The organism is Pseudomonas sp. PL-6 (assembly GCF_054110165.1).
This window is the reverse complement of the sequence record NZ_CM134189.1, coordinates 4,006,963-4,024,383: the sequence shown is the minus strand read 5'-3', so window position 1 is coordinate 4,024,383 and position 17,421 is coordinate 4,006,963. Positions and strand designations below refer to the sequence as shown.

Here is a 17,421-nt window from a genome sequence, read left to right as displayed (position 1 = left end):
TTCTGGGCCCGTCGACCGGCGGGTTTCGCGGCCCGGCCGAACCACATCGATTGCGAGCAGTAGTGGCATGAGTCCGAGAGAGCAAGAAATCCAGCGGCGCATCGCGCTGTCGGAAACCCGCGTGACCAAGGCGGTGTTCCCGCCGAGTACCAATCACCACAACACCCTGTTCGGTGGCACGGCGCTGGCCTGGATGGACGAGGTGTCCTTTATCGCCGCCACGCGGTTTTGCCGCTTGCCGCTGGTCACCGTGTCCAGCGACCGCATCGACTTCAAGCATGCGATTCCGGCCGGCTCCATCGTCGAGCTGGTCGGGCGGGTGAGCAAGGTGGGCAACACCAGCCTCAAGGTTGCGGTCGAGGTGTTCGTCGAGGGGCTGTATCAGGAAGGGCGCGAGCACGCCATCAGTGGCAGTTTCAGTTTCGTCGCGGTCGACGAGCGGCAGAAGCCGGTGCCGGTGCTGCCGGGCTTTGCGCCGGAGGCGGGCGTCAGGGACGCAGGCTGATCTTCAGGCTGGCCTGCGACAGGTCGATGTTGTGCAGGCTGAGGCTGCCGAAGCTCTGTCCGGCGGGGGCGTCCTTGACGCGGATATTGTCGAAGCGCAGTTCGCCGATGGAGCTGGGCAGGTTGACGTTGAACGAGCCGTCGTCGTTCAGCGTCGAACGCAGCTTGCTGGTGTCGTACTGCACGTCGCGCAGGCCGGTCTCGGCATCCAGGTTGTCCAGCACCGGCATCACCAGCTTGGCCAGCTGCTTGACCGTGCCCAGGCCGTCGCCGCTTTCGGCGCGCAGCAGCAGACCCTGCAGGGCGTCGTCCAGGCCCTGGGCGCTGACCGCGCTCATTTCCGTGTCGCTCAGCGCCTGCATGCCCCGCGTGGTCTCCTGGCGGCTGATGCTGCTGGGCGGCTGCAGCCGCTGGATGTCGGCGCTGGCCATCTGGAAGGGGCTCATCAGGGCGGCCACCAGGGTGGCGGCCAGGCGCAAGTTGCTCTGCTTCTTCAGGGCCTTGCTCAGCTGCTTCTGGGTCAGCAGCCCTTGCTCGATCAGTACTTCGCCCAGGCGCTTGTGGCTGACGAGTTGCACTTTGATCGCCGCGTCCAGCTGTGCGGGGGTGATCAGGCCCTTGTTGATCAGGATCTGGCCGAGACGGGAGTGGGCGTGATTGGGCATGGCGCTACCGGTGGCGTGATGGCAGGGTGCAATCATGGCGCCGCCCACTCCGGCTGTCACCCAACCAAGGATAGGCTTGCCGGGCCGCTGGTCGTATGGCGCGGCGCGACGACCGACCGACGGTTGTCCGGCTGTTTCCATTGGTTGCACTCGTCCTGTCGGTCTCGGCTGTGGAACACTAGGCGCCCTCTGCCTGCGAAGAGTCCTCATGGCCACCCTGTCCCATCCCTTGATCGAGCGTTTCCTTGAGGCCCAGTGGTTCGAGAAGGGGCTGTCCGCCCATACCCGTGCCGCCTACCGCAGCGACCTGGAACACTTCAACGCCTGGCTCGACGCGCGCGGCCTGGCGCTTGCGCAGATCGGCCGCGAGGCGCTGCTCGATCACCTGGCCTGGCGCCTGGAGCAGGGCTATCAGGCGCGCTCCACCGCGCGTTTTCTCTCCGGGCTGCGCGGCTTCTACCGCTTTCTGCTGCGCGAGGGGCTGATCGGTGAAGACCCCAGCCTGCAGGTCGAGTTGCCGCAGATCGGTCGGCCGCTGCCCAAGTCGCTGTCCGAGGCGGACGTCGAGGCGCTGCTGCAGGCGCCGGATCTGGACGACCCCATCGGCCTGCGCGACCGCGCCATGCTCGAGGTGCTGTATGCCTGTGGCCTGCGGGTGACCGAGCTGGTGTCGTTGAGCCTGGAGCAGGTCAATTTGCGCCAGGGCGTGCTGCGGGTGTTCGGCAAGGGCAGCAAGGAACGCCTGGTGCCGCTGGGCGAGGAGGCCATCGCCTGGATCGAACGCTACAGCCGCGAGGCGCGCCCGCTGCTGCTCGGCGGCAAGCCCAGCGACGTGCTGTTCCCCAGCCTGCGTGGCGAGCAGATGACCCGCCAGACCTTCTGGCACCGGATCAAGCATCAGGCCCGGGTGGCTGGCATCGCCAAGCCGCTGTCGCCGCACACCCTGCGCCATGCCTTCGCCACCCACCTGCTCAACCATGGCGCCGACCTGCGCGTGGTGCAGATGCTGCTGGGCCATAGCGACCTGTCCACCACGCAGATCTACACCCATATCGCCAGGGCGCGCCTGCAGGAGTTGCACGCGCTGCACCATCCGCGCGGCTAGGCCTGCCGTCCGGTCGCCGGCGAGCTGCCTGGCCGGCCATCTGTGGTAGGCTGTGCCGATCTTCGCCCGTCCCTCGTTCGACAGGAGTGTTCATGTCCCTGACCCGTATTTCCGTTGCCCTGGCGCTGGTGCTGGGCAGCAGTTTCAGCCTGGCCGCCGATCCCGATCAGGCCATCCGCCAGAGCCTGACCTCGCTGGATGCCAGCCTGCCGATCGAGGCCATCGCCGAGAGCCCGATGCCGGGCATCTATCAGGTTCAGCTCAAGGGCGGGCGCCAGCTCTACACCAGCGCCGACGGCCAGTTCCTCATGCAGGGCTACCTGTTCCAGGTCAAGGACGGCAAGGCGGTCAACCTCACCGAGATCGAGGAAAGCCGCGCGGTGGCCAAGCAGATCAACGCCATTCCGGCCAAGGAAATGGTGGTGTTCGCGCCCAAGGCGCCGAAGACCCATATCACCGTGTTCACCGACACCGATTGCGGCTACTGCCAGAAGCTGCACAGCGAAGTGCCCGAGCTCAACCGCCTGGGCGTCGAGGTGCGTTACGTCGCCTTCCCGCGCCAGGGCCTGAGCAGCCCGGCGGCCCAGGAGCTGGTCAACGTCTGGTGCGCCAAGGACCAGCAGGAAGCGATGAACCGCGCCAAGACCCGCCAGAGCGTGGCCGAGGCGCAGTGCGACAACCCGGTAGCCAAGCAGTACGAGCTGGGCCAGATGATCGGGGTCAACGGCACGCCGGCCATCGTCCTGGCCAACGGCAAGATGATCCCGGGTTATCAGCCGGCGCCGCAGCTGGCCAAGATCGCCCTGGAGTCCAACTGAGCCGTGGATTGACTAACAAACAGCCGCTTCGTAAGGTGCGGCTCTTTATCCGCGGCCGGAGCATGCTCCGGCCGTTTCGTGCAGTGCTGATGGGGAATTGAGTGTGAAGCCGGTCAAAGTGGGCATCTGTGGGTTGGGTACCGTCGGTGGCGGTACCTTGAATGTACTCAAGCGCAACGCCGAGGAAATTACCCGGCGCGCCGGTCGCGGCATCGAGATTGCCCAGATCGCCATTCGCTCGCCCAAGCCGCAGTACGACATTACCGGCATCGCCACCACCGATGACGTGTTCGCCGTCGCGAGCAATCCCGAGATCGATATCGTCATCGAGCTGATCGGTGGCTACACCCTGGCCCGCGATCTGGTGCTCAAGGCCATCGACAACGGCAAGCACGTGGTCACCGCCAACAAGGCGCTGATCGCCGTGCACGGCAACGAGATCTTCGCCAAGGCGCGTGAGAAGGGCGTGATCGTCGCCTTCGAGGCCGCCGTGGCCGGCGGCATCCCGGTGATCAAGGCGATCCGTGAGGGCCTCGCCGCCAACCGCATCAACTGGCTGGCCGGGATCATCAACGGCACCGGCAACTTCATCCTGACCGAAATGCGCGAGAAGGGCCGCGCCTTCGACGACGTGCTCAAGGAAGCCCAGGCGCTGGGCTATGCCGAGGCCGACCCGACCTTCGACGTCGAGGGCATCGACGCCGCGCACAAGCTGACCATTCTCGCCTCCATCGCCTTCGGCATCCCGCTGCAGTTCGACAAGGCCTACACCGAAGGCATCACCCGCCTGACCACCGCGGACGTCAACTACGCCGAGGCGCTGGGCTACCGCATCAAGCACCTGGGCGTGGCCCGCCGCACCGAGGCCGGTTTCGAGCTGCGCGTGCACCCGACGCTGATCCCGGCTGATCGCCTGATCGCCAACGTCAACGGCGTGATGAACGCGGTGATGGTCAATGGCGATGCCGTGGGCAGCACCCTGTACTACGGCGCCGGTGCCGGCATGGAGCCAACCGCCTCGGCGGTGGTGGCCGACCTGGTCGACGTGGTGCGTGCGCTGACCACCGACCCGACCAACCGCGTGCCGCACCTGGCCTTCCAGCCGGATTCGCTGTCCGATCACCCGATCCTGCCCATCGAGCAGTGCGAGAGCGCCTACTACCTGCGCATCCAGGCCAAGGACCATCCGGGTGTGCTGGCCCAGGTGGCGAGCATCCTCTCCGAGCGCGGCATCAACATCGAGTCGATCATGCAGAAGGAAGCCGAGGAGCAGGACGGCCTGGTGCCGATGATCCTGGTCACCCATCGCGTGGAGGAGGCGAGTATCCTCGATGCCATCGCCGCCATGGAAGCGCTGGACGGCGTGGCCTCGCCCATCGTCCGTATCCGCGTCGAGCAGCTCAACTAATCCCGTGTCCGCCTGCAGGTCTTGGCCTGCGGGTGCAGCAGAACGAAGGTTTATCCCATGCGCTATATCAGTACCCGCGGCCAGGCGCCGGCCCTGAATTTCGAAGACGTGCTGCTGGCTGGCCTGGCCAGCGACGGCGGCCTCTACGTGCCGGAAAATCTGCCGCGTTTCACCGTCGAGGAAATCGCCTCCTGGGCCGGCCTGCCCTATCACGAGCTGGCGTTCCGGGTGATGCGCCCGTTCGTTGCCGGCAGCATCGCTGACGCCGACTTCAAGAAGATTCTCGAGGAAACCTACGGCGTGTTCGCCCACAACGCCGTGGCGCCTCTGCGCCAGCTCAACGGCAACGAGTGGGTGCTGGAGCTGTTCCACGGCCCGACCCTGGCGTTCAAGGACTTCGCCCTGCAGCTGCTCGGCCGCCTGCTCGACCATGTGCTGGCCAAGCGCGGTGAGCGCGTGGTGATCATGGGCGCCACCAGCGGCGATACCGGCTCGGCGGCCATCGAAGGCTGCAAGGCCTGCGACAACGTCGACATCTTCATCATGCACCCGCACAACCGTGTGTCCGAAGTGCAGCGCCGGCAGATGACCACCATCCTCGGTGAGAACATCCACAACATCGCCATCGAAGGTAACTTCGACGACTGCCAGGAGATGGTCAAGGCCAGCTTCGCCGACCAGGGCTTCCTCAAGGGCACCCGCCTGGTGGCGGTCAACTCGATCAACTGGGCGCGGATCATGGCCCAGATCGTCTACTACTTCCACGCTGCGCTGCAGCTCGGCGCGCCGGCGCGTTCCGTGGCTTTCTCGGTGCCGACCGGCAACTTCGGCGACATTTTTGCGGGGTATTTGGCTCGCAATATGGGCCTGCCGGTCAGCCAGCTGATCGTCGCCACCAACCGCAATGACATCCTGCACCGCTTCATGAGCGGCAATCGGTATGTGAAAGAGACGCTGCATCCGACCCTGTCGCCGTCGATGGACATCATGGTGTCGTCCAACTTCGAGCGCCTGCTGTTCGACCTGCATGGCCGCAACGGCGCCGCCATCGCCGGGCTGATGGAAACCTTCAAGCAGGGCGGCGGCTTCAGTGTCGAGGACGATCGCTGGACCGAGGCGCGCAAGCTGTTCGACTCGCTGGCGGTGGATGACGCGCAGACCTGCGAGACCATCGCCGAGGTCTATGCCGAGTGCGGCGAGCTGCTCGACCCGCACACCGCCATCGGCGTGCGCGCCGCCCGCGAATGCCGGCGCAGTCTGGCCACGCCCATGGTGGTGCTGGGCACCGCGCACCCGGTCAAGTTTCCCGAAGCGGTGGAAAAGGCCGGCATCGACGCGGTGCCGGCGCTGCCGCCGCACCTGGCCGACCTGTTCCAGCGCGAGGAGCGCTGCACCGTGCTGGCCAACGACCTGAAGACCGTGCAGCAGTTCGTCGCCGCTCACGGCAACCGCGGCAAGCCGCTGTAAGCGTTATCCCTGGCAATGCAAACCGGCGCCCTCGTGGCGCCGGTTTCGTTTCGCTGGCTGGCGCCTCGACCCGAGCGCAGCGATCCCCGGGGTCGATGGCCGAGTCAGCCGCCGAAGATCAGTGCCAGCAGTGCGCTCAGGCCGATCAGCGCCAGCCAGATCAGGGCGTTGAGCCTACTGGCGAGGAGGATGGCCGGCCCGCGCGGGCGAATCGGCGGATTCTCTTCCAGATACAGATCAACGCGCCGGGTCGCCTCTTCCTCGCTCAGGCGCTGACGCAGGCGCAGCAGCTCGATGGCCGCCTCGCGCTGCTCCAGGCGCAGCAGGCGGCGTACCTCCTCCGGCAGCTCGTCCACGGCCTCAGATCGCGCCCGAATCGCGCAGTGCGGCGATCTGCGCGGCGTCGTAGCCCAGGCTGGCGAGCACCTGGTCGTTGTGCTCGCCCAGTGCCGGGCCGGTCCATTCCACCGAGCCGGGGGTGTCGGACAGCTTGGGCACTATGCCGGGCATCTTGAACGCCTTGCCGTCGGGGAGCTTGGCCGAAAGGAACATCTCGCGGGCGAGAAACTGCGGGTCGTCGAGCATGTCCGCCGCCGAGTAGATGCGGCTGGCCGGCACCTCGGCGCGCTTGAGCAGCGCTTCCACCTCGCTCAGCGGCAGGCTCGCCGCCCAGCGGTCGATCACCCCGTACAGCTCGTCGCGCCGCGCATCGCGCCCGGCGTTGTCGGCCAGGTCCGGGGCTTCGGCCAGATCGGCACGGTCGATGGCGCGCATAAAGCGCTGGAAGATCGCATCGCCGTTGGCGCCGATCTGGATATGCCGGCCGTCGGCGCAGGTGTGGATGGAGGAGGGGGTGATGCCGGGCATGATATTGCCGCTGCGCTCGCGCACGAAGCCGAACACGTCGAACTCCGGCACCATCGACTCCATCATGGCGAACACCGCCTCGTACAGCGCCACGTCCACCACCTGGCCGCTGCCGCCGTTGACCTCGCGCTGACGCAGCGCCATCAGCGCGCCGATCACGCCCCATAGCGCGGCGATGGAGTCGCCGATGCTGATGCCGGTGCGCACCGGCGGGCGGTCCTCGAAGCCGGTGATATAGCGCAGCCCGCCCATGGACTCGCCGACTGCGCCAAAGCCCGGCTGATCCTTCAGCGGCCCGCTCTGGCCGAAGCCGGACAGGCGCACCATCACCAGCTTGGGGTTCAGCGCGTGCAGCACGTCCCAGCCCAGGCCGAGCTTCTCCAGCACGCCGGGGCGGAAGTTCTCGATCAGGATATCGGCGTCCGCCAGCAGCTTGCGTAATACCTCGCGGCCGGCTTCGTGCTTGAGGTTAAGGGTGATCGAGCGCTTGTTGCGCGCCTGCACGAACCACCACAGCGAGGTGCCCTCGTAGAGCTTGCGCCACTTGCGCAGCGGGTCGCCACCGTCGGGCGATTCCACCTTGATCACCTCGGCGCCGAACTCGGCGCAGATGCGCGCGGCGAAGGGGCCGGCGATCAGGCTGCCGAGTTCGATCACTTTCAGGCCGGCGAGGGGTTGGCTGGGCGCGCTCATGGTGGCTCCTGTGGCTGCGAATGCCTGCAAGCCTATTGCATTGGCGGTGGCCTGGCCACGGGCGCATCGCTAGGGCACGGGCCGACGGATCAGGGTAGACTTGCCGCCTTTACGACCAGCCAAGAAGCCCGCCATGGCCCTGCCATCGACCACCTATAAGATCGACCTGAACCTCACTGACATGGACCGCAGCGTCTACGAGAGCCTGCGTTTCACCGTCGCCCGTCACCCTTCGGAGACCGAGGAGCGCCTGGCCGCGCGGCTGATCGCTTATGCGCTGTTCTATCACGAGCAACTGGCCTTCGGCCGCGGTCTGTCGGACGTCGACGAGCCGGCGCTGTGGGAGAAGAGCCTGGACGGCCGCGTGCTGCACTGGATCGAGGTCGGCCAGCCGGACAGCGAGCGCATCACCTGGTGCTCGCGGCGTACCGAGAAGTTCAGCCTGGTGGCCTACGGCAACCTGCGCGTGTGGCAGAGCAAGGAACTGGACCCAGTGCGCAGCCTGAAGAACATCAACGTGGTCGCCCTCGGCCAGGAGGCCTTGGCCGACCTGGCGCTGGACCTGCCGCGCTCGCTGTCCTGGAGCCTGATGATCAGCGACGGCGAGCTGTTCGTCACCGACGAGCGCGGCCAGCATGAGATTCCCCTGGAGTGGCTAGCCGGCGAGCGCGGCTGAGGCGGCTTGCGGGAGCGGTGGCTCAGGCGCACCACTGCGCCAGTATGCGACGCTGCTGACGCTGCGCCTCGTCGAGGGCGATGGGCCGCAGGCGCACCCGACTGCCGGGCAGGCATTGCGCCAGACGCGCCACCGCCAGCGGGGTGAGGGCGCCCAGGCGCGGGTAGCCGCCGATGGTCTGGCGGTCGTTGAGCAGGACGATGGGCTGGCCGTCGCTGGGCACCTGGATCGCTCCCAGCGGCACCCCCTCGGACACCATCGACCGACGCGTGCACTGCAGCACCGGGCCGCGCAGGCGGATGCCCATGCGGTCGGCGCGCTGGTCGACCCGCCATTCGAGGTTGAACGCATCGAACAGGCTCTGCCCGCTGAAGTCGCCGATCTGCGCGCCGAGGATCACCGGCAGCAGGGCATCGCCGTCGAACCGGGCGATCTGCGCGGCACCCAGGGCGCGTGGCGCCGGCGCCGGGCCCCGCCACTGCAGGCAGTCGCTGGCCGTCAGCGGGCGGCCGTCGCCGTGCAGGCCGCCGAGCGCTTCGCGGCGCACCGTGGCGCAACTGCCCAGCACCGCCTCGGCGCGAAAGCCGCCGGGCGCCGCCAGGTAGGCGCGCACGCCCTGGCGCGGCTGGGCAAAGCGCAGGCGCTGGCCCTGGCCGATGCGGAAGCTGCGCCCGGGCGCCAGCGCCTGGCCGTCGAGGCTGGCGCCGAGGTCGGCGCCGGTCAGCGCCAGGCAGCTGTCGCGCTCGGCGAGCAGCTCGAAATTACCCAGGACGATCTCCACCACCGGCGCCGCCAGCGGGTTGCCCAGCAGCCAGTTGGCCCAGTGGTGCGAGCACCAGTCGGCGCTGCCGCCCTGGGTCACGCCGAGGTGGCGCACGCCGAAGCGGCCGCCGTCCTGCAGGCTGGCGAGGGCGCCGCTGCGTTCGATCAACAGGCTCATGGCGTTTCCTCGAAGGGGCTGTCGTCGCCGCCCAGGCGCACGAACTCGTCGCGCTCGATCGCCACGAAACGCACCCGGTCGCCTGGGCGCAGCAGGCTGTAGCCGTCCAGCCGGCGGTCGAACAGTTGGCTCGGGCTGCGTCCGATCAGGTTCCAGCCGCCGGGTGAGACCAGCGGGTAGATCGCGGTCTGGCGGTCGGCGATGCCCAGGCTGCCGGCCGCCACGCGCTGGCGCGGGGTGCTCAGGCGCGGGCTGGCCAGGCATTCGTCGACCAGCCCCATGAAGGCGAAGCCGGGGGCGAAACCCAGGGCGAACACCTGGTAGCTGTGTGCACTGTGGCGCTCGATCACGCCGCCGATGCCCAGCCCGCTGCGCTGGCCGAGCAGCGCCAGCTCGGGGCCGACGCTGGGGTGGTACCACACCGGAATCTGCAGCTCGCGACCGTTGGTATCGGCCTGCGGAGAGAGGTTTTCGAAGGCCTGGGCGATCCGCGCACGGGCCTGGCGGTCGTCCAGCTGCTGCAGGTCGTAGTGCAGCAGCAGGGTGGTGTAGGAGGGCACCAGGTCCACCATCGCCGGGCCGAAGGCGGCGCGCAGCCGTTCGCCGGCGGCCAGCAGCCAGGGCATGTTGCTTTCCTCGATCCGCTCGAACAGGCGCAGGATCAGGCAGTCGATGCCGACCACCTCGATGCGCGGGGTCATGGCCGCAGGCTCCGCATCCCCGGGACGGGGCGGTGGGCGGCGAGCTCGGCAACGGGGAAGGGACGGTGCATCGGTGTCCTCTGGCGGCTTGCCTGGGCCTGGGGCCGGCGGATGGAAAGGTCGCCTTCATTCTGAGAGAGGCCAGCGGCCGCTCGCAAGCCGTGGCCGGGCTGCTTTGCTGTATGCTTGCCGACTCGCGGCCCGGGCGGCCGGACGCAGGGGCCGTGCCCAGCGCCGCCGCTTAGCCTTGACCCCGTTGCCTGCGCCCACGATGGCGCGCGCCGCCATGCCGGAATCCGATTGATGCGCATCGACCTTCGCCCGCTGCCCGTGCAACTGCCCGACCTGGGCAACCTGCCGCCGCTGCTGACCCGCCTCTATGCCGCCCGTGGCGTGCAGTCCGCCGAGGAGCTGGACAAGGGCCTGGCGCGGTTGATCCCCTTTCAGCAGCTCAAGGGCATCGAGGCGGCGGTGCAGTTGCTGGTCGAGGCGCTGGAGCAGCGCCAGCGCATCCTCATCGTCGGCGACTTCGATGCCGACGGTGCCACCGCCAGCTCGGTCGGCGTGCTCGGCCTGCGCCTGCTCGGCGCCGCGCATGTCGATTACCTGGTGCCGAACCGCTTCGAATACGGCTACGGCCTGACCCCGGAAATCGTCGCGGTGGCGCTGCAGCGCCAGCCCGACCTGCTGCTGACGGTGGACAACGGCATCTCCAGCGTCGACGGCGTGGCCGCGGCCAAGGCCGCCGGGCTCAAGGTGCTGGTCACCGACCACCACCTGCCGGGGGCGGAGCTGCCGGCGGCCGATGCCATAGTCAATCCCAACCAGCCGGGCTGCGAGTTCCCGAGCAAGGCCATGGCCGGTGTCGGGGTGATGTTCTACGTGCTGCTGGCGCTGCGTGCGCGCCTGCGCGAGCTGGGCTGGTTCGCCAGCCGCGCCGAGCTGAACCTCGGCGAGCTGCTCGACCTGGTGGCCCTGGGCAGCGTCGCCGACGTGGTGCCGCTGGATGCCAACAACCGCATCCTGGTGCACCAGGGCTTGGCGCGCATTCGTGCCGGGCGTGCGCGGCCGGGGTTGCGGGCGATCCTCGAAGTCGCCGGGCGCGACCATCGGCGCATCACCTCCACCGACCTCGGCTTCATCCTCGGCCCGCGGCTGAACGCGGCAGGGCGCCTGGACGACATGAGCCTGGGCATCGAATGCCTGCTGTGCGACGACGAGGCGCTGGCCCGCGACATGGCGGTGCAGCTCGATCAGCTCAACCAGGACCGCAAGGCCATCGAGCAGGGCATGCAGCGCGAGGCCCTGGCCCAGCTCAAGGACTTGCCGCTGCAGGACATGCCGTTCGGCCTGTGCCTGTTCGAGGCCGACTGGCACCAGGGGGTGATCGGCATCCTCGCCTCGCGCCTGAAGGAGCGTTACCACCGCCCGGCTATCGCCTTCGCCGATGCCGGCGACGGCCTGCTCAAGGGCTCGGCGCGCTCGGTGCCGGGGCTGCATATCCGCGATGCACTGGACGCCGTGGCGGCCAAACACCCGGGGCTGATCAGCAAGTTCGGCGGGCACGCCATGGCCGCCGGCCTGTCGCTGCCGCAGGAAAATTTCGGCGCCTTCGCCGCCGCCTTCGACGCCGAGGTGCGCCGCCAGCTCAGCGAGGACGACCTGACCGGGCGCCTGCTCTCCGACGGCCAGCTCGACGCCACCGAGTTCCACCTGGAGCTGGCCCGCGCCCTGCGCAATGCCGGGCCCTGGGGCCAGCATTTCCCCGAGCCGCTGTTTCATGGCGTGTTCCAGATCGTCCAGCAACGCATCGTCGGCGAACGTCACCTCAAGCTGGTGCTCAAGACCGAATGCGGCAGCGTGCAGCTCGACGGCATCGCCTTCAATATCGACCGCGAGGTCTGGCCCAACCCGACGCTGCGCTGGGCCGAACTGGCCTACAAGCTCGACCTCAACGAGTTCCGCGGCAACGAGAGCGTGCAGCTGCTGGTGGCGCATATCGCCCCACGCTGAGGGGCAGGGCGAAATCCGCTGTAACCAAAGGCGCCGGCCGGCGGCGCCGAACTCTGCTAGAAACTCCTGGCGCCAGCGCCCAGTGCGGGCGCCTGGAACATCCGGAATTTCCCTGCACGGCCAGGGTCGGATGCTACGCCGCCCACCTGCAGGAGAACCCGTGATGAACACCAGCAATCTGCTCGACCAACTGCTCAAGGCCGGCCAGCAGGCCATGCAGAAACCCTCCTCCGGTCAGACCCAGGGCAGCGCCGGCGGCCTGGGCGGGCTGCTCTCCGGCAGCGGTCTCGGCAGCCTGCTCTCCGGAGCCGGTGGCGGCGCCCTGGCCGCCGGCGCGGTAGGCCTGCTGCTGGGTAACAAGAAGGCGCGCAAGATGGGCGGCAAGGCGCTGACCTATGGCGGCCTGGCCGCGCTCGGCGTGATCGCCTACAAGGCCTACGGTAACTGGCAGGCGCAGCAGGCCGCTCAGGGTGGCCCGCAGCCGGTGGAGCCGCAGACCCTGGATCGCCTGCCGGCGCCGCAGGTCGAGCAGCACAGCCGCGCCATCCTCAAGGCGCTGGTGGCCGCCGCCAAGGCCGACGGTCATGTCGACCAGCGCGAGCGCCAATTGATCGAAGAGGAGCTGGGCAAGCTGGCACAGGACGCCGAGCTGCAGCAGTGGCTGCACACCGAGCTGAACAAGCCGCTCGACCCGGCCGAGGTGGCGCGCGCCGCCGCCACACCGGAGATGGCTGCGGAGATGTACATCGCCAGCGTGCTGATGGTGGACGAGGAGCACTTTATGGAACGCGCCTACCTCGAGGAATTGTCCCGCCAGCTCAAGCTCGATCCGGCGCTCAAGCGCGAGCTGGAAGCCCAGGTGCGGGTCGAACTGAGCGCGGTCTGAGTCGGGGCGCCGGGCGGGGCTATCAGACCAAAAGATCATTCATCCTCGCCCCCGGCCTGTTCTAGGCTGGTGGCCAATGACCAGAACGACACGCGAGGATGCCCATGTCGCCAGCGCCCCTGGATGCCTATGACTACCTGATCGTCGGCGCCGGTCCTGCCGGCTGCCTGCTGGCCAACCGCCTGTCCGCCGACCCCGGCGTCAGCGTGCTGCTGATCGAGGCCGGTGGGCGCGACAACCACCCCTGGATCCATATTCCGGTCGGCTATCTCTACTGCATCGGCAACCCGCGCACCGACTGGTGCTACAGCACCGAGGCCGAGCCCGGCCTGCACGGTCGCGCGCTGAAGTACCCGCGCGGGCGGGTGCTCGGCGGCAGCTCGTCGATCAACGGCATGATCTACATGCGCGGCCAGGCCGCCGACTACGACGCCTGGGCCGCGGCGGGCAATCCCGGTTGGGCCTGGCGCGACGTGCTGCCGCTGTTCAAGCGCACGGAAAACCACTTCGCTGGCGCCAGCGCGCTGCACGGCGGTGCCGGCGAGTGGCGGGTCGAGCGTCAGCGGCTGTCCTGGGAGATCCTCGAGGCCTTCCGGGAAGCCGCGGCGCAGAGCGGTATCGCCAGCGTCGAGGACTTCAACGGCGGCGACAACGAGGGCTGCAGCTACTTCCAGGTCAACCAGCGGCGCGGCGTGCGCTGGAATGCGTCCAAGGCCTTCCTGCGCGGTATCCGCCAGCGCGCCAATCTGCAGGTGCTGACCGGTGCCGAGGTCGAGCGCCTGGAACTGGCCGAGGGACGGGCCCGCACCCTGCAGCTGCGCTGGCAGGGGCGCACGCTCGGCGTGGCGGCGCGTCGCGAGATCGTCCTGTGTGCCGGCGCGGTCGGCACCCCGGCGCTGCTGCAGCGCTCGGGCATCGGCCCCAGGCCCCTGCTCGAACGCTTGGGCATCGGCGTGCGCCATGAGCTGCCCGGGGTCGGCGCGAACCTGCAGGATCACCTGCAGCTGCGCCTGATCTACCGGGTCAACGGCGTAAAGACCCTCAACCGCATCGCCGCCAGCCCCTGGGGCAAGCTGGGCATGGGCCTGGAGTACCTGCTCAAGCGCAGCGGGCCATTGTCGATGGCGCCCAGCCAGCTCGGCGCCTTCGCCAAATCCGATCCCGGTCAGGCCCGCGCCAACCTGCAGTACCACGTGCAGCCGCTGTCGCTGGAGCGTTTCGGCGAGCCGTTGCACGATTTCCCGGCCTTCACCGCTTCGGTGTGCAACCTGCGTCCGCACAGCCGCGGGCGCATCGAGATCGCCGCGGCGGAGGCCGGCGTCGCGCCGTCGATCCGGCCCAACTACCTGAGCGACGAACGCGACCTGCAGGTGGCGGCCGACGCCATCCGCCTGACCCGGCGCATCGTCGCCGCCCCGGCGCTGGCGCCCTACGGTCCGCAGGAATACAAACCGGGGCCGGATTATCGCAGCGAGGACGATCTGCGGCGGGCGGCGGGGGAGATCGGCACCACCATCTTCCATCCGGTGGGCACCTGCGCCATGGGCCAGGGCCGCGACGCGGTGGTCGACGCCCGCCTGCGCGTGCACGGCATCGCCGGGCTGCGCATCGCCGATGCCTCGATCATGCCGAGCATCGTCTCCGGCAACACCTGCTCGCCGGTGCTGATGATCGCCGAGAAGGCCGCAACGCTGATCGCCGAGGACGCGCGGCGGCCGGCACTGGCCGCGTCGCCTCGGGTTGTCGCGGTTACGGGCTGAGCGCAGCCGCCTGACGCTGGAATTCGGCGCGATTGCGCCCGCCCTGCTTGGCCCGGTACAGCGCCTGGTCGGCCAGTTGCAGGGCCTCGTCCAGCTCGGCGTGATCCAGCGGCCAGATGGCGCCGCCGATGCTGCAGCCGATGGCGACGCGCCCCACTTCCAGCAGCACCGGCTGGCCGAGCGCGGCGATGGCCCGCTCGGCGACCAGGCTGGCCTGCTGCAGCGCCTCCTGGCCGGGCACCTGCAGCACCATAAGGAACTCGTCGCCGCCCAGGCGCGCCACCATGTCGCCGTCGCGCAGGCAATGGCGCAGGCGCTGGGCGATTTCGCGCAGCAGGTGGTCGCCGGCGGCGTGGCCGAAGCTGTCGTTGACCGGCTTGAAACCGTCCAGGTCGAGATACAGCAGGGCCAGGCAGCCCTGTTGCAGGCGTGCGCGCTGCTGCGCCTGGGGCAGGAATTTCTCCAGCGCCATGCGGTTGGGCAGGCCGGTGAGGACATCGTGGTGGGCCAGGGTCTCCATGGCGCCGAGGGCGGTCTGCTGCTGGGTCAGGCTTTCCACCAGGTGGCGGATCGACTGGCTCAGCTGCTCGATCTCGCGGCTGCCGCGCAGGTCGGGGATCTCGGTGATCTCGCCGGCACTGAGGCGGTCGGCGGCGTCGGCGATCTGCCGCAGCGGACGGATGAAATAGCCGCTGAGCAGCCAGCCGAGCACGGCGAACAGCAGGGCCAGGCCGCTGCCCCACAGCAGGATACTGAACAACAGGCGGCGCGCCGGGGCGTAGGCCTGCTCCAGCGGCTGGCGCGCCACCACGGTCCAGCCCAGGCCGGGGTAGTCGTGATAGCCCTGGCTCAGGGTCAGGCCGGTGAGGTAGTCGACGCCGTCCGGCCACTGCTGCACCGTCCACTGGCTGTTGCCCGGGGCCAGCTCGTCCAGCGTCGGCAGGTGCAGGCGCTGGCCGATCATCGAGCGCGGGCCGAGGAGGATGTCGCGGTCCCGGCCGATGACGAAGAACTCGACGCTGCGGCGATCCTGCATGGGCCCGAGGATCGACTGGCGCACCTCGTCGGCCCAGCCCCAGGACAGGTGGCAGGCCAGCACGCCGCTCAGGCCGCCGTCGCCGGCCAGCACCGGCAGGCTGATGTCGACGAACTTCATCGCCTCGCCGCTGGGGTTGGGCAGCAACTTGGCCAGCAGCAGCGCCTCATGCACGTCACCGATGAACAGGCCCTGGCGACCCTCCAGATACACCGGGCGCTGGGCGATGCTGGCGCCCTCCAGCACGCCATTGCTGGAGGCCTGCACGTTGCCCTGTGGGTCGGTGAAGCCGATCCAGGCGATGCTGGGTATTTCCTGCTGCAGGCTGTCGAGCAGGCGCCGTACCTCGCCGATATCGTCCGGCTGGCGCAGCGCCTGCAGGTTGCCCAGCACCCGCAGCACGGCGGCGCGGGCGGCCATGTCGCGATCCAGGCGGTCGACCATGACGTAGGACAGCTCCGCCAGGTCGCGGCCGACCTCGTTGCGTAGTTGTTCGCTGCTGTACTGGCCGATCAGGGTGCCCAGCAGCCAGCTGAGGGCGCCGACCAGGAGGGCGATAAGGAGGGCGATACGGCTGCGCAGGCTGTGCGATGCGGGCATGACGGGGGATTTCCAGGGGGGGCGGCCACTGCTGTCGGCTGTTGCCCAAGTATAGTGCGCCGTTGATCCAGAACGCTGTGATCGGTTGCCGATGATGGGCTGCCAGGGCGCATGCGCTCGGGTATAATCGCCGGCTTTTCCGTCCGATTTGCCGCGAGCGCCGACTACCATGGAAATCAATCCGATCCTCAACGCCATCAAGGACCTGTCCGAGCGGACCCAGAGCATTCGGGGGTATCTTTGACTACGATCACAAGCATGATCGTCTGGTCGAAGTAAACCGCGAGCTGGAAGACGCCAGCGTCTGGAACAACCCCGAGTACGCGCAGAACCTGGGCCGTGAGCGCGCCATGCTGGCGCAGATCGTCGAGACCATCGACGACCTCACCGGCAGCCTGGCCGATTCCAAGGATCTGCTGGAAATGGCCGCCGAAGAGAACGACGAAGGCGCGGTGAACGATATCGTCGCCGAAGTCGAACGCCTGCGCGACATCCTCGAGAAGCTGGAATTCCGCCGCATGTTCAGCGGCGAGATGGACCCCAACAACTGCTACCTGGATATCCAGGCCGGCTCCGGCGGTACGGAAGCGCAGGACTGGGCCAATATCCTGCTGCGTATGTACCTGCGCTGGGCCGACAAGCGCGGCTTCGACGCCACCATCATCGAACTGTCCGAAGGCGAAGTCGCCGGCATCAAGGGCGCCACCGTGCACATCAAGGGCGAGTACGCCTTCGGCTGGCTGCGTACCGAGATCGGCGTGCACCGCCTGGTGCGCAAGAGCCCGTTCGACTCCGGCGCCCGTCGCCACACCTCGTTCTCGGCGGTGTTCGTGTCGCCCGAGATCGACGACAAGGTCGAGATCGAGATCAACCCGTCCGACCTGCGCATCGACACCTACCGCTCCTCCGGCGCCGGCGGTCAGCACGTCAACACCACCGACTCGGCGGTGCGTATCACCCACGTGCCGACCAACACCGTGGTGGCCTGCCAGAACGAGCGTTCCCAGCACGCCAACAAGGACACCGCCATGAAAATGCTGCGGGCCAAGTTGTACGAGCTGGAGATGATGAAGCGCAACGCCGCGTCCCAGGCCCTGGAAGACTCCAAGTCCGACATCGGCTGGGGCCACCAGATCCGTTCCTACGTGCTCGATGACTCGCGCATCAAGGATCTGCGGACCGGCGTCGAGCGCAGCGACTGCCAGAAGGTCCTCGATGGCGACCTCGACCAGTACCTCGAGGCCAGCCTCAAGCAGGGCCTGTAACCCTCCCAAACCCCATT

At 68.4% G+C, this 17,421-nt stretch carries 16 protein-coding genes; 10 read left to right on the top strand and 6 right to left on the bottom strand.

Translation table 11 applies throughout. From position 1 onward, the window contains the following. Positions 1-67 precede the first annotated feature (67 nt). A complete protein-coding gene (locus ACW9UL_RS17360) occupies positions 68-505 on the top strand; it encodes an acyl-CoA thioesterase (protein WP_021446145.1) in 438 nt (145 codons plus the stop codon). Here the strand turns inward: ACW9UL_RS17360 and ACW9UL_RS17355 are convergent. Next, entirely contained in the window at positions 489-1,169 is a 681-nt protein-coding gene (locus ACW9UL_RS17355) for a cyclic di-GMP-binding domain-containing protein, MshE-related (RefSeq protein WP_457790987.1), read from the bottom strand. The genes ACW9UL_RS17360 and ACW9UL_RS17355 overlap by 17 nt on opposite strands. 208 nt (positions 1,170-1,377) lie before the next feature. Here ACW9UL_RS17355 and xerD point away from each other — a divergent pair, with 208 nt between their 5' ends. The 4 genes from xerD to thrC all read left to right on the top strand — a co-directional run bounded on the left by xerD (position 1,378) and on the right by thrC (position 5,967). Beyond that, the gene (xerD, locus tag ACW9UL_RS17350; RefSeq protein ID WP_021446143.1) at positions 1,378-2,274 is read left to right on the top strand and encodes a site-specific tyrosine recombinase XerD; all 897 of its coding nucleotides are present in this window, start codon (positions 1,378-1,380) and stop codon (positions 2,272-2,274) included. Positions 2,275-2,366: 92 nt separating this feature from the next. Continuing rightward, positions 2,367-3,092 (top strand): thioredoxin fold domain-containing protein, encoded by a 726-nt coding sequence (locus tag ACW9UL_RS17345; protein ID WP_397488024.1) that lies wholly within the window; start codon positions 2,367-2,369, stop codon positions 3,090-3,092. A 103-nt stretch (positions 3,093-3,195) separates the two neighbouring features. Next, complete coding sequence (locus ACW9UL_RS17340) at positions 3,196-4,500, top strand: homoserine dehydrogenase (protein ID WP_397498375.1); 1,305 nt, start codon at positions 3,196-3,198, stop codon at positions 4,498-4,500. A gap of 57 nt (positions 4,501-4,557) precedes the next feature. Beyond that, positions 4,558-5,967, top strand: coding sequence for a threonine synthase (thrC, locus tag ACW9UL_RS17335; protein ID WP_457787778.1), 1,410 nt, complete (start codon positions 4,558-4,560; stop codon positions 5,965-5,967). 104 nt (positions 5,968-6,071) lie between these two features. Here the strand turns inward: thrC and ACW9UL_RS17330 are convergent, their stop codons facing one another. Beyond that, complete coding sequence (locus ACW9UL_RS17330) at positions 6,072-6,323, bottom strand: hypothetical protein (RefSeq protein WP_021446139.1); 252 nt, start codon at positions 6,321-6,323, stop codon at positions 6,072-6,074. 4 nt (positions 6,324-6,327) lie between these two features. Further along, positions 6,328-7,527: a CaiB/BaiF CoA transferase family protein gene (locus ACW9UL_RS17325; RefSeq protein ID WP_457787777.1), complete on the bottom strand. Its 1,200-nt coding sequence runs from the start codon at positions 7,525-7,527 to the stop codon at positions 6,328-6,330. A gap of 133 nt (positions 7,528-7,660) precedes the next feature. On the opposite strand from ACW9UL_RS17325, the gene ACW9UL_RS17320 reads away from it, so the two are divergent. Continuing rightward, positions 7,661-8,203 (top strand): YaeQ family protein, encoded by a 543-nt coding sequence (locus ACW9UL_RS17320; protein ID WP_021446137.1) that lies wholly within the window; start codon positions 7,661-7,663, stop codon positions 8,201-8,203. Between the two features lie 22 nt (positions 8,204-8,225). Here ACW9UL_RS17320 and ACW9UL_RS17315 read toward each other — a convergent pair whose 3' ends face one another. Further along, complete coding sequence (locus tag ACW9UL_RS17315) at positions 8,226-9,143, bottom strand: 5-oxoprolinase subunit C family protein (protein WP_457787776.1); 918 nt, start codon at positions 9,141-9,143, stop codon at positions 8,226-8,228. Beyond that, a complete protein-coding gene (pxpB, locus tag ACW9UL_RS17310) occupies positions 9,140-9,844 on the bottom strand; it encodes a 5-oxoprolinase subunit PxpB (RefSeq protein ID WP_457787775.1) in 705 nt (234 codons plus the stop codon). Before pxpB ends, ACW9UL_RS17315 begins: the two co-directional genes overlap by 4 nt. Positions 9,845-10,147: 303 nt before the next feature. Here pxpB and recJ point away from each other — a divergent pair, with 303 nt between their 5' ends. The 3 genes from recJ to ACW9UL_RS17295 all read left to right on the top strand — a co-directional run bounded on the left by recJ (position 10,148) and on the right by ACW9UL_RS17295 (position 14,503). Next, positions 10,148-11,857: a single-stranded-DNA-specific exonuclease RecJ gene (recJ, locus tag ACW9UL_RS17305; protein ID WP_457787774.1), complete on the top strand. Its 1,710-nt coding sequence runs from the start codon at positions 10,148-10,150 to the stop codon at positions 11,855-11,857. 163 nt (positions 11,858-12,020) lie between these two features. Further along, entirely contained in the window at positions 12,021-12,743 is a 723-nt protein-coding gene (locus tag ACW9UL_RS17300) for a tellurite resistance TerB family protein (protein ID WP_457787773.1), read from the top strand. A 104-nt stretch (positions 12,744-12,847) separates the two neighbouring features. Beyond that, positions 12,848-14,503, top strand: a complete 1,656-nt coding sequence (locus ACW9UL_RS17295; RefSeq protein WP_457787772.1) for a GMC family oxidoreductase — start codon at positions 12,848-12,850, stop codon at positions 14,501-14,503. Here ACW9UL_RS17295 and ACW9UL_RS17290 read toward each other — a convergent pair. Then, positions 14,493-16,139: a sensor domain-containing diguanylate cyclase gene (locus ACW9UL_RS17290; protein ID WP_457787771.1), complete on the bottom strand. Its 1,647-nt coding sequence runs from the start codon at positions 16,137-16,139 to the stop codon at positions 14,493-14,495. The genes ACW9UL_RS17295 and ACW9UL_RS17290 overlap by 11 nt on opposite strands. 169 nt (positions 16,140-16,308) lie before the next feature. On the opposite strand from ACW9UL_RS17290, the gene prfB reads away from it, so the two are divergent. Beyond that, positions 16,309-17,404 (top strand): peptide chain release factor 2 gene (prfB, locus tag ACW9UL_RS17285; RefSeq protein ID WP_457787770.1). Its coding sequence is split into 2 segments (ribosomal slippage): positions 16,309-16,380 and positions 16,382-17,404, totalling 1,095 coding nucleotides; the frame shifts between segments, so codons are not numbered across the junction. Positions 17,405-17,421: the final 17 nt, after the last annotated feature.

Bases quoted from the DNA above. Each gene is read 5' to 3' on its own strand.
- ACW9UL_RS17355 (WP_457790987.1), bottom strand. From the start codon at position 1,169: ATGCCCAATCACGCCCACTCCCGTCTCGGCCAGATCCTGATCAACAAG.
- ACW9UL_RS17290 (WP_457787771.1), bottom strand. From the start codon at position 16,139: ATGCCCGCATCGCACAGCCTGCGCAGCCGTATCGCCCTCCTTATCGCC.
- ACW9UL_RS17295 (WP_457787772.1), top strand. From the start codon at position 12,848: ATGTCGCCAGCGCCCCTGGATGCCTATGACTACCTGATCGTCGGCGCC.
- pxpB (WP_457787775.1), bottom strand. From the start codon at position 9,844: ATGACCCCGCGCATCGAGGTGGTCGGCATCGACTGCCTGATCCTGCGC.
- ACW9UL_RS17360 (WP_021446145.1), top strand. From the start codon at position 68: ATGAGTCCGAGAGAGCAAGAAATCCAGCGGCGCATCGCGCTGTCGGAA.
- ACW9UL_RS17315 (WP_457787776.1), bottom strand. From the start codon at position 9,143: ATGAGCCTGTTGATCGAACGCAGCGGCGCCCTCGCCAGCCTGCAGGAC.
- ACW9UL_RS17345 (WP_397488024.1), top strand. From the start codon at position 2,367: ATGTCCCTGACCCGTATTTCCGTTGCCCTGGCGCTGGTGCTGGGCAGC.
- xerD (WP_021446143.1), top strand. From the start codon at position 1,378: ATGGCCACCCTGTCCCATCCCTTGATCGAGCGTTTCCTTGAGGCCCAG.
- recJ (WP_457787774.1), top strand. From the start codon at position 10,148: ATGCGCATCGACCTTCGCCCGCTGCCCGTGCAACTGCCCGACCTGGGC.
- ACW9UL_RS17325 (WP_457787777.1), bottom strand. From the start codon at position 7,527: ATGAGCGCGCCCAGCCAACCCCTCGCCGGCCTGAAAGTGATCGAACTC.
- ACW9UL_RS17320 (WP_021446137.1), top strand. From the start codon at position 7,661: ATGGCCCTGCCATCGACCACCTATAAGATCGACCTGAACCTCACTGAC.
- thrC (WP_457787778.1), top strand. From the start codon at position 4,558: ATGCGCTATATCAGTACCCGCGGCCAGGCGCCGGCCCTGAATTTCGAA.
- ACW9UL_RS17300 (WP_457787773.1), top strand. From the start codon at position 12,021: ATGAACACCAGCAATCTGCTCGACCAACTGCTCAAGGCCGGCCAGCAG.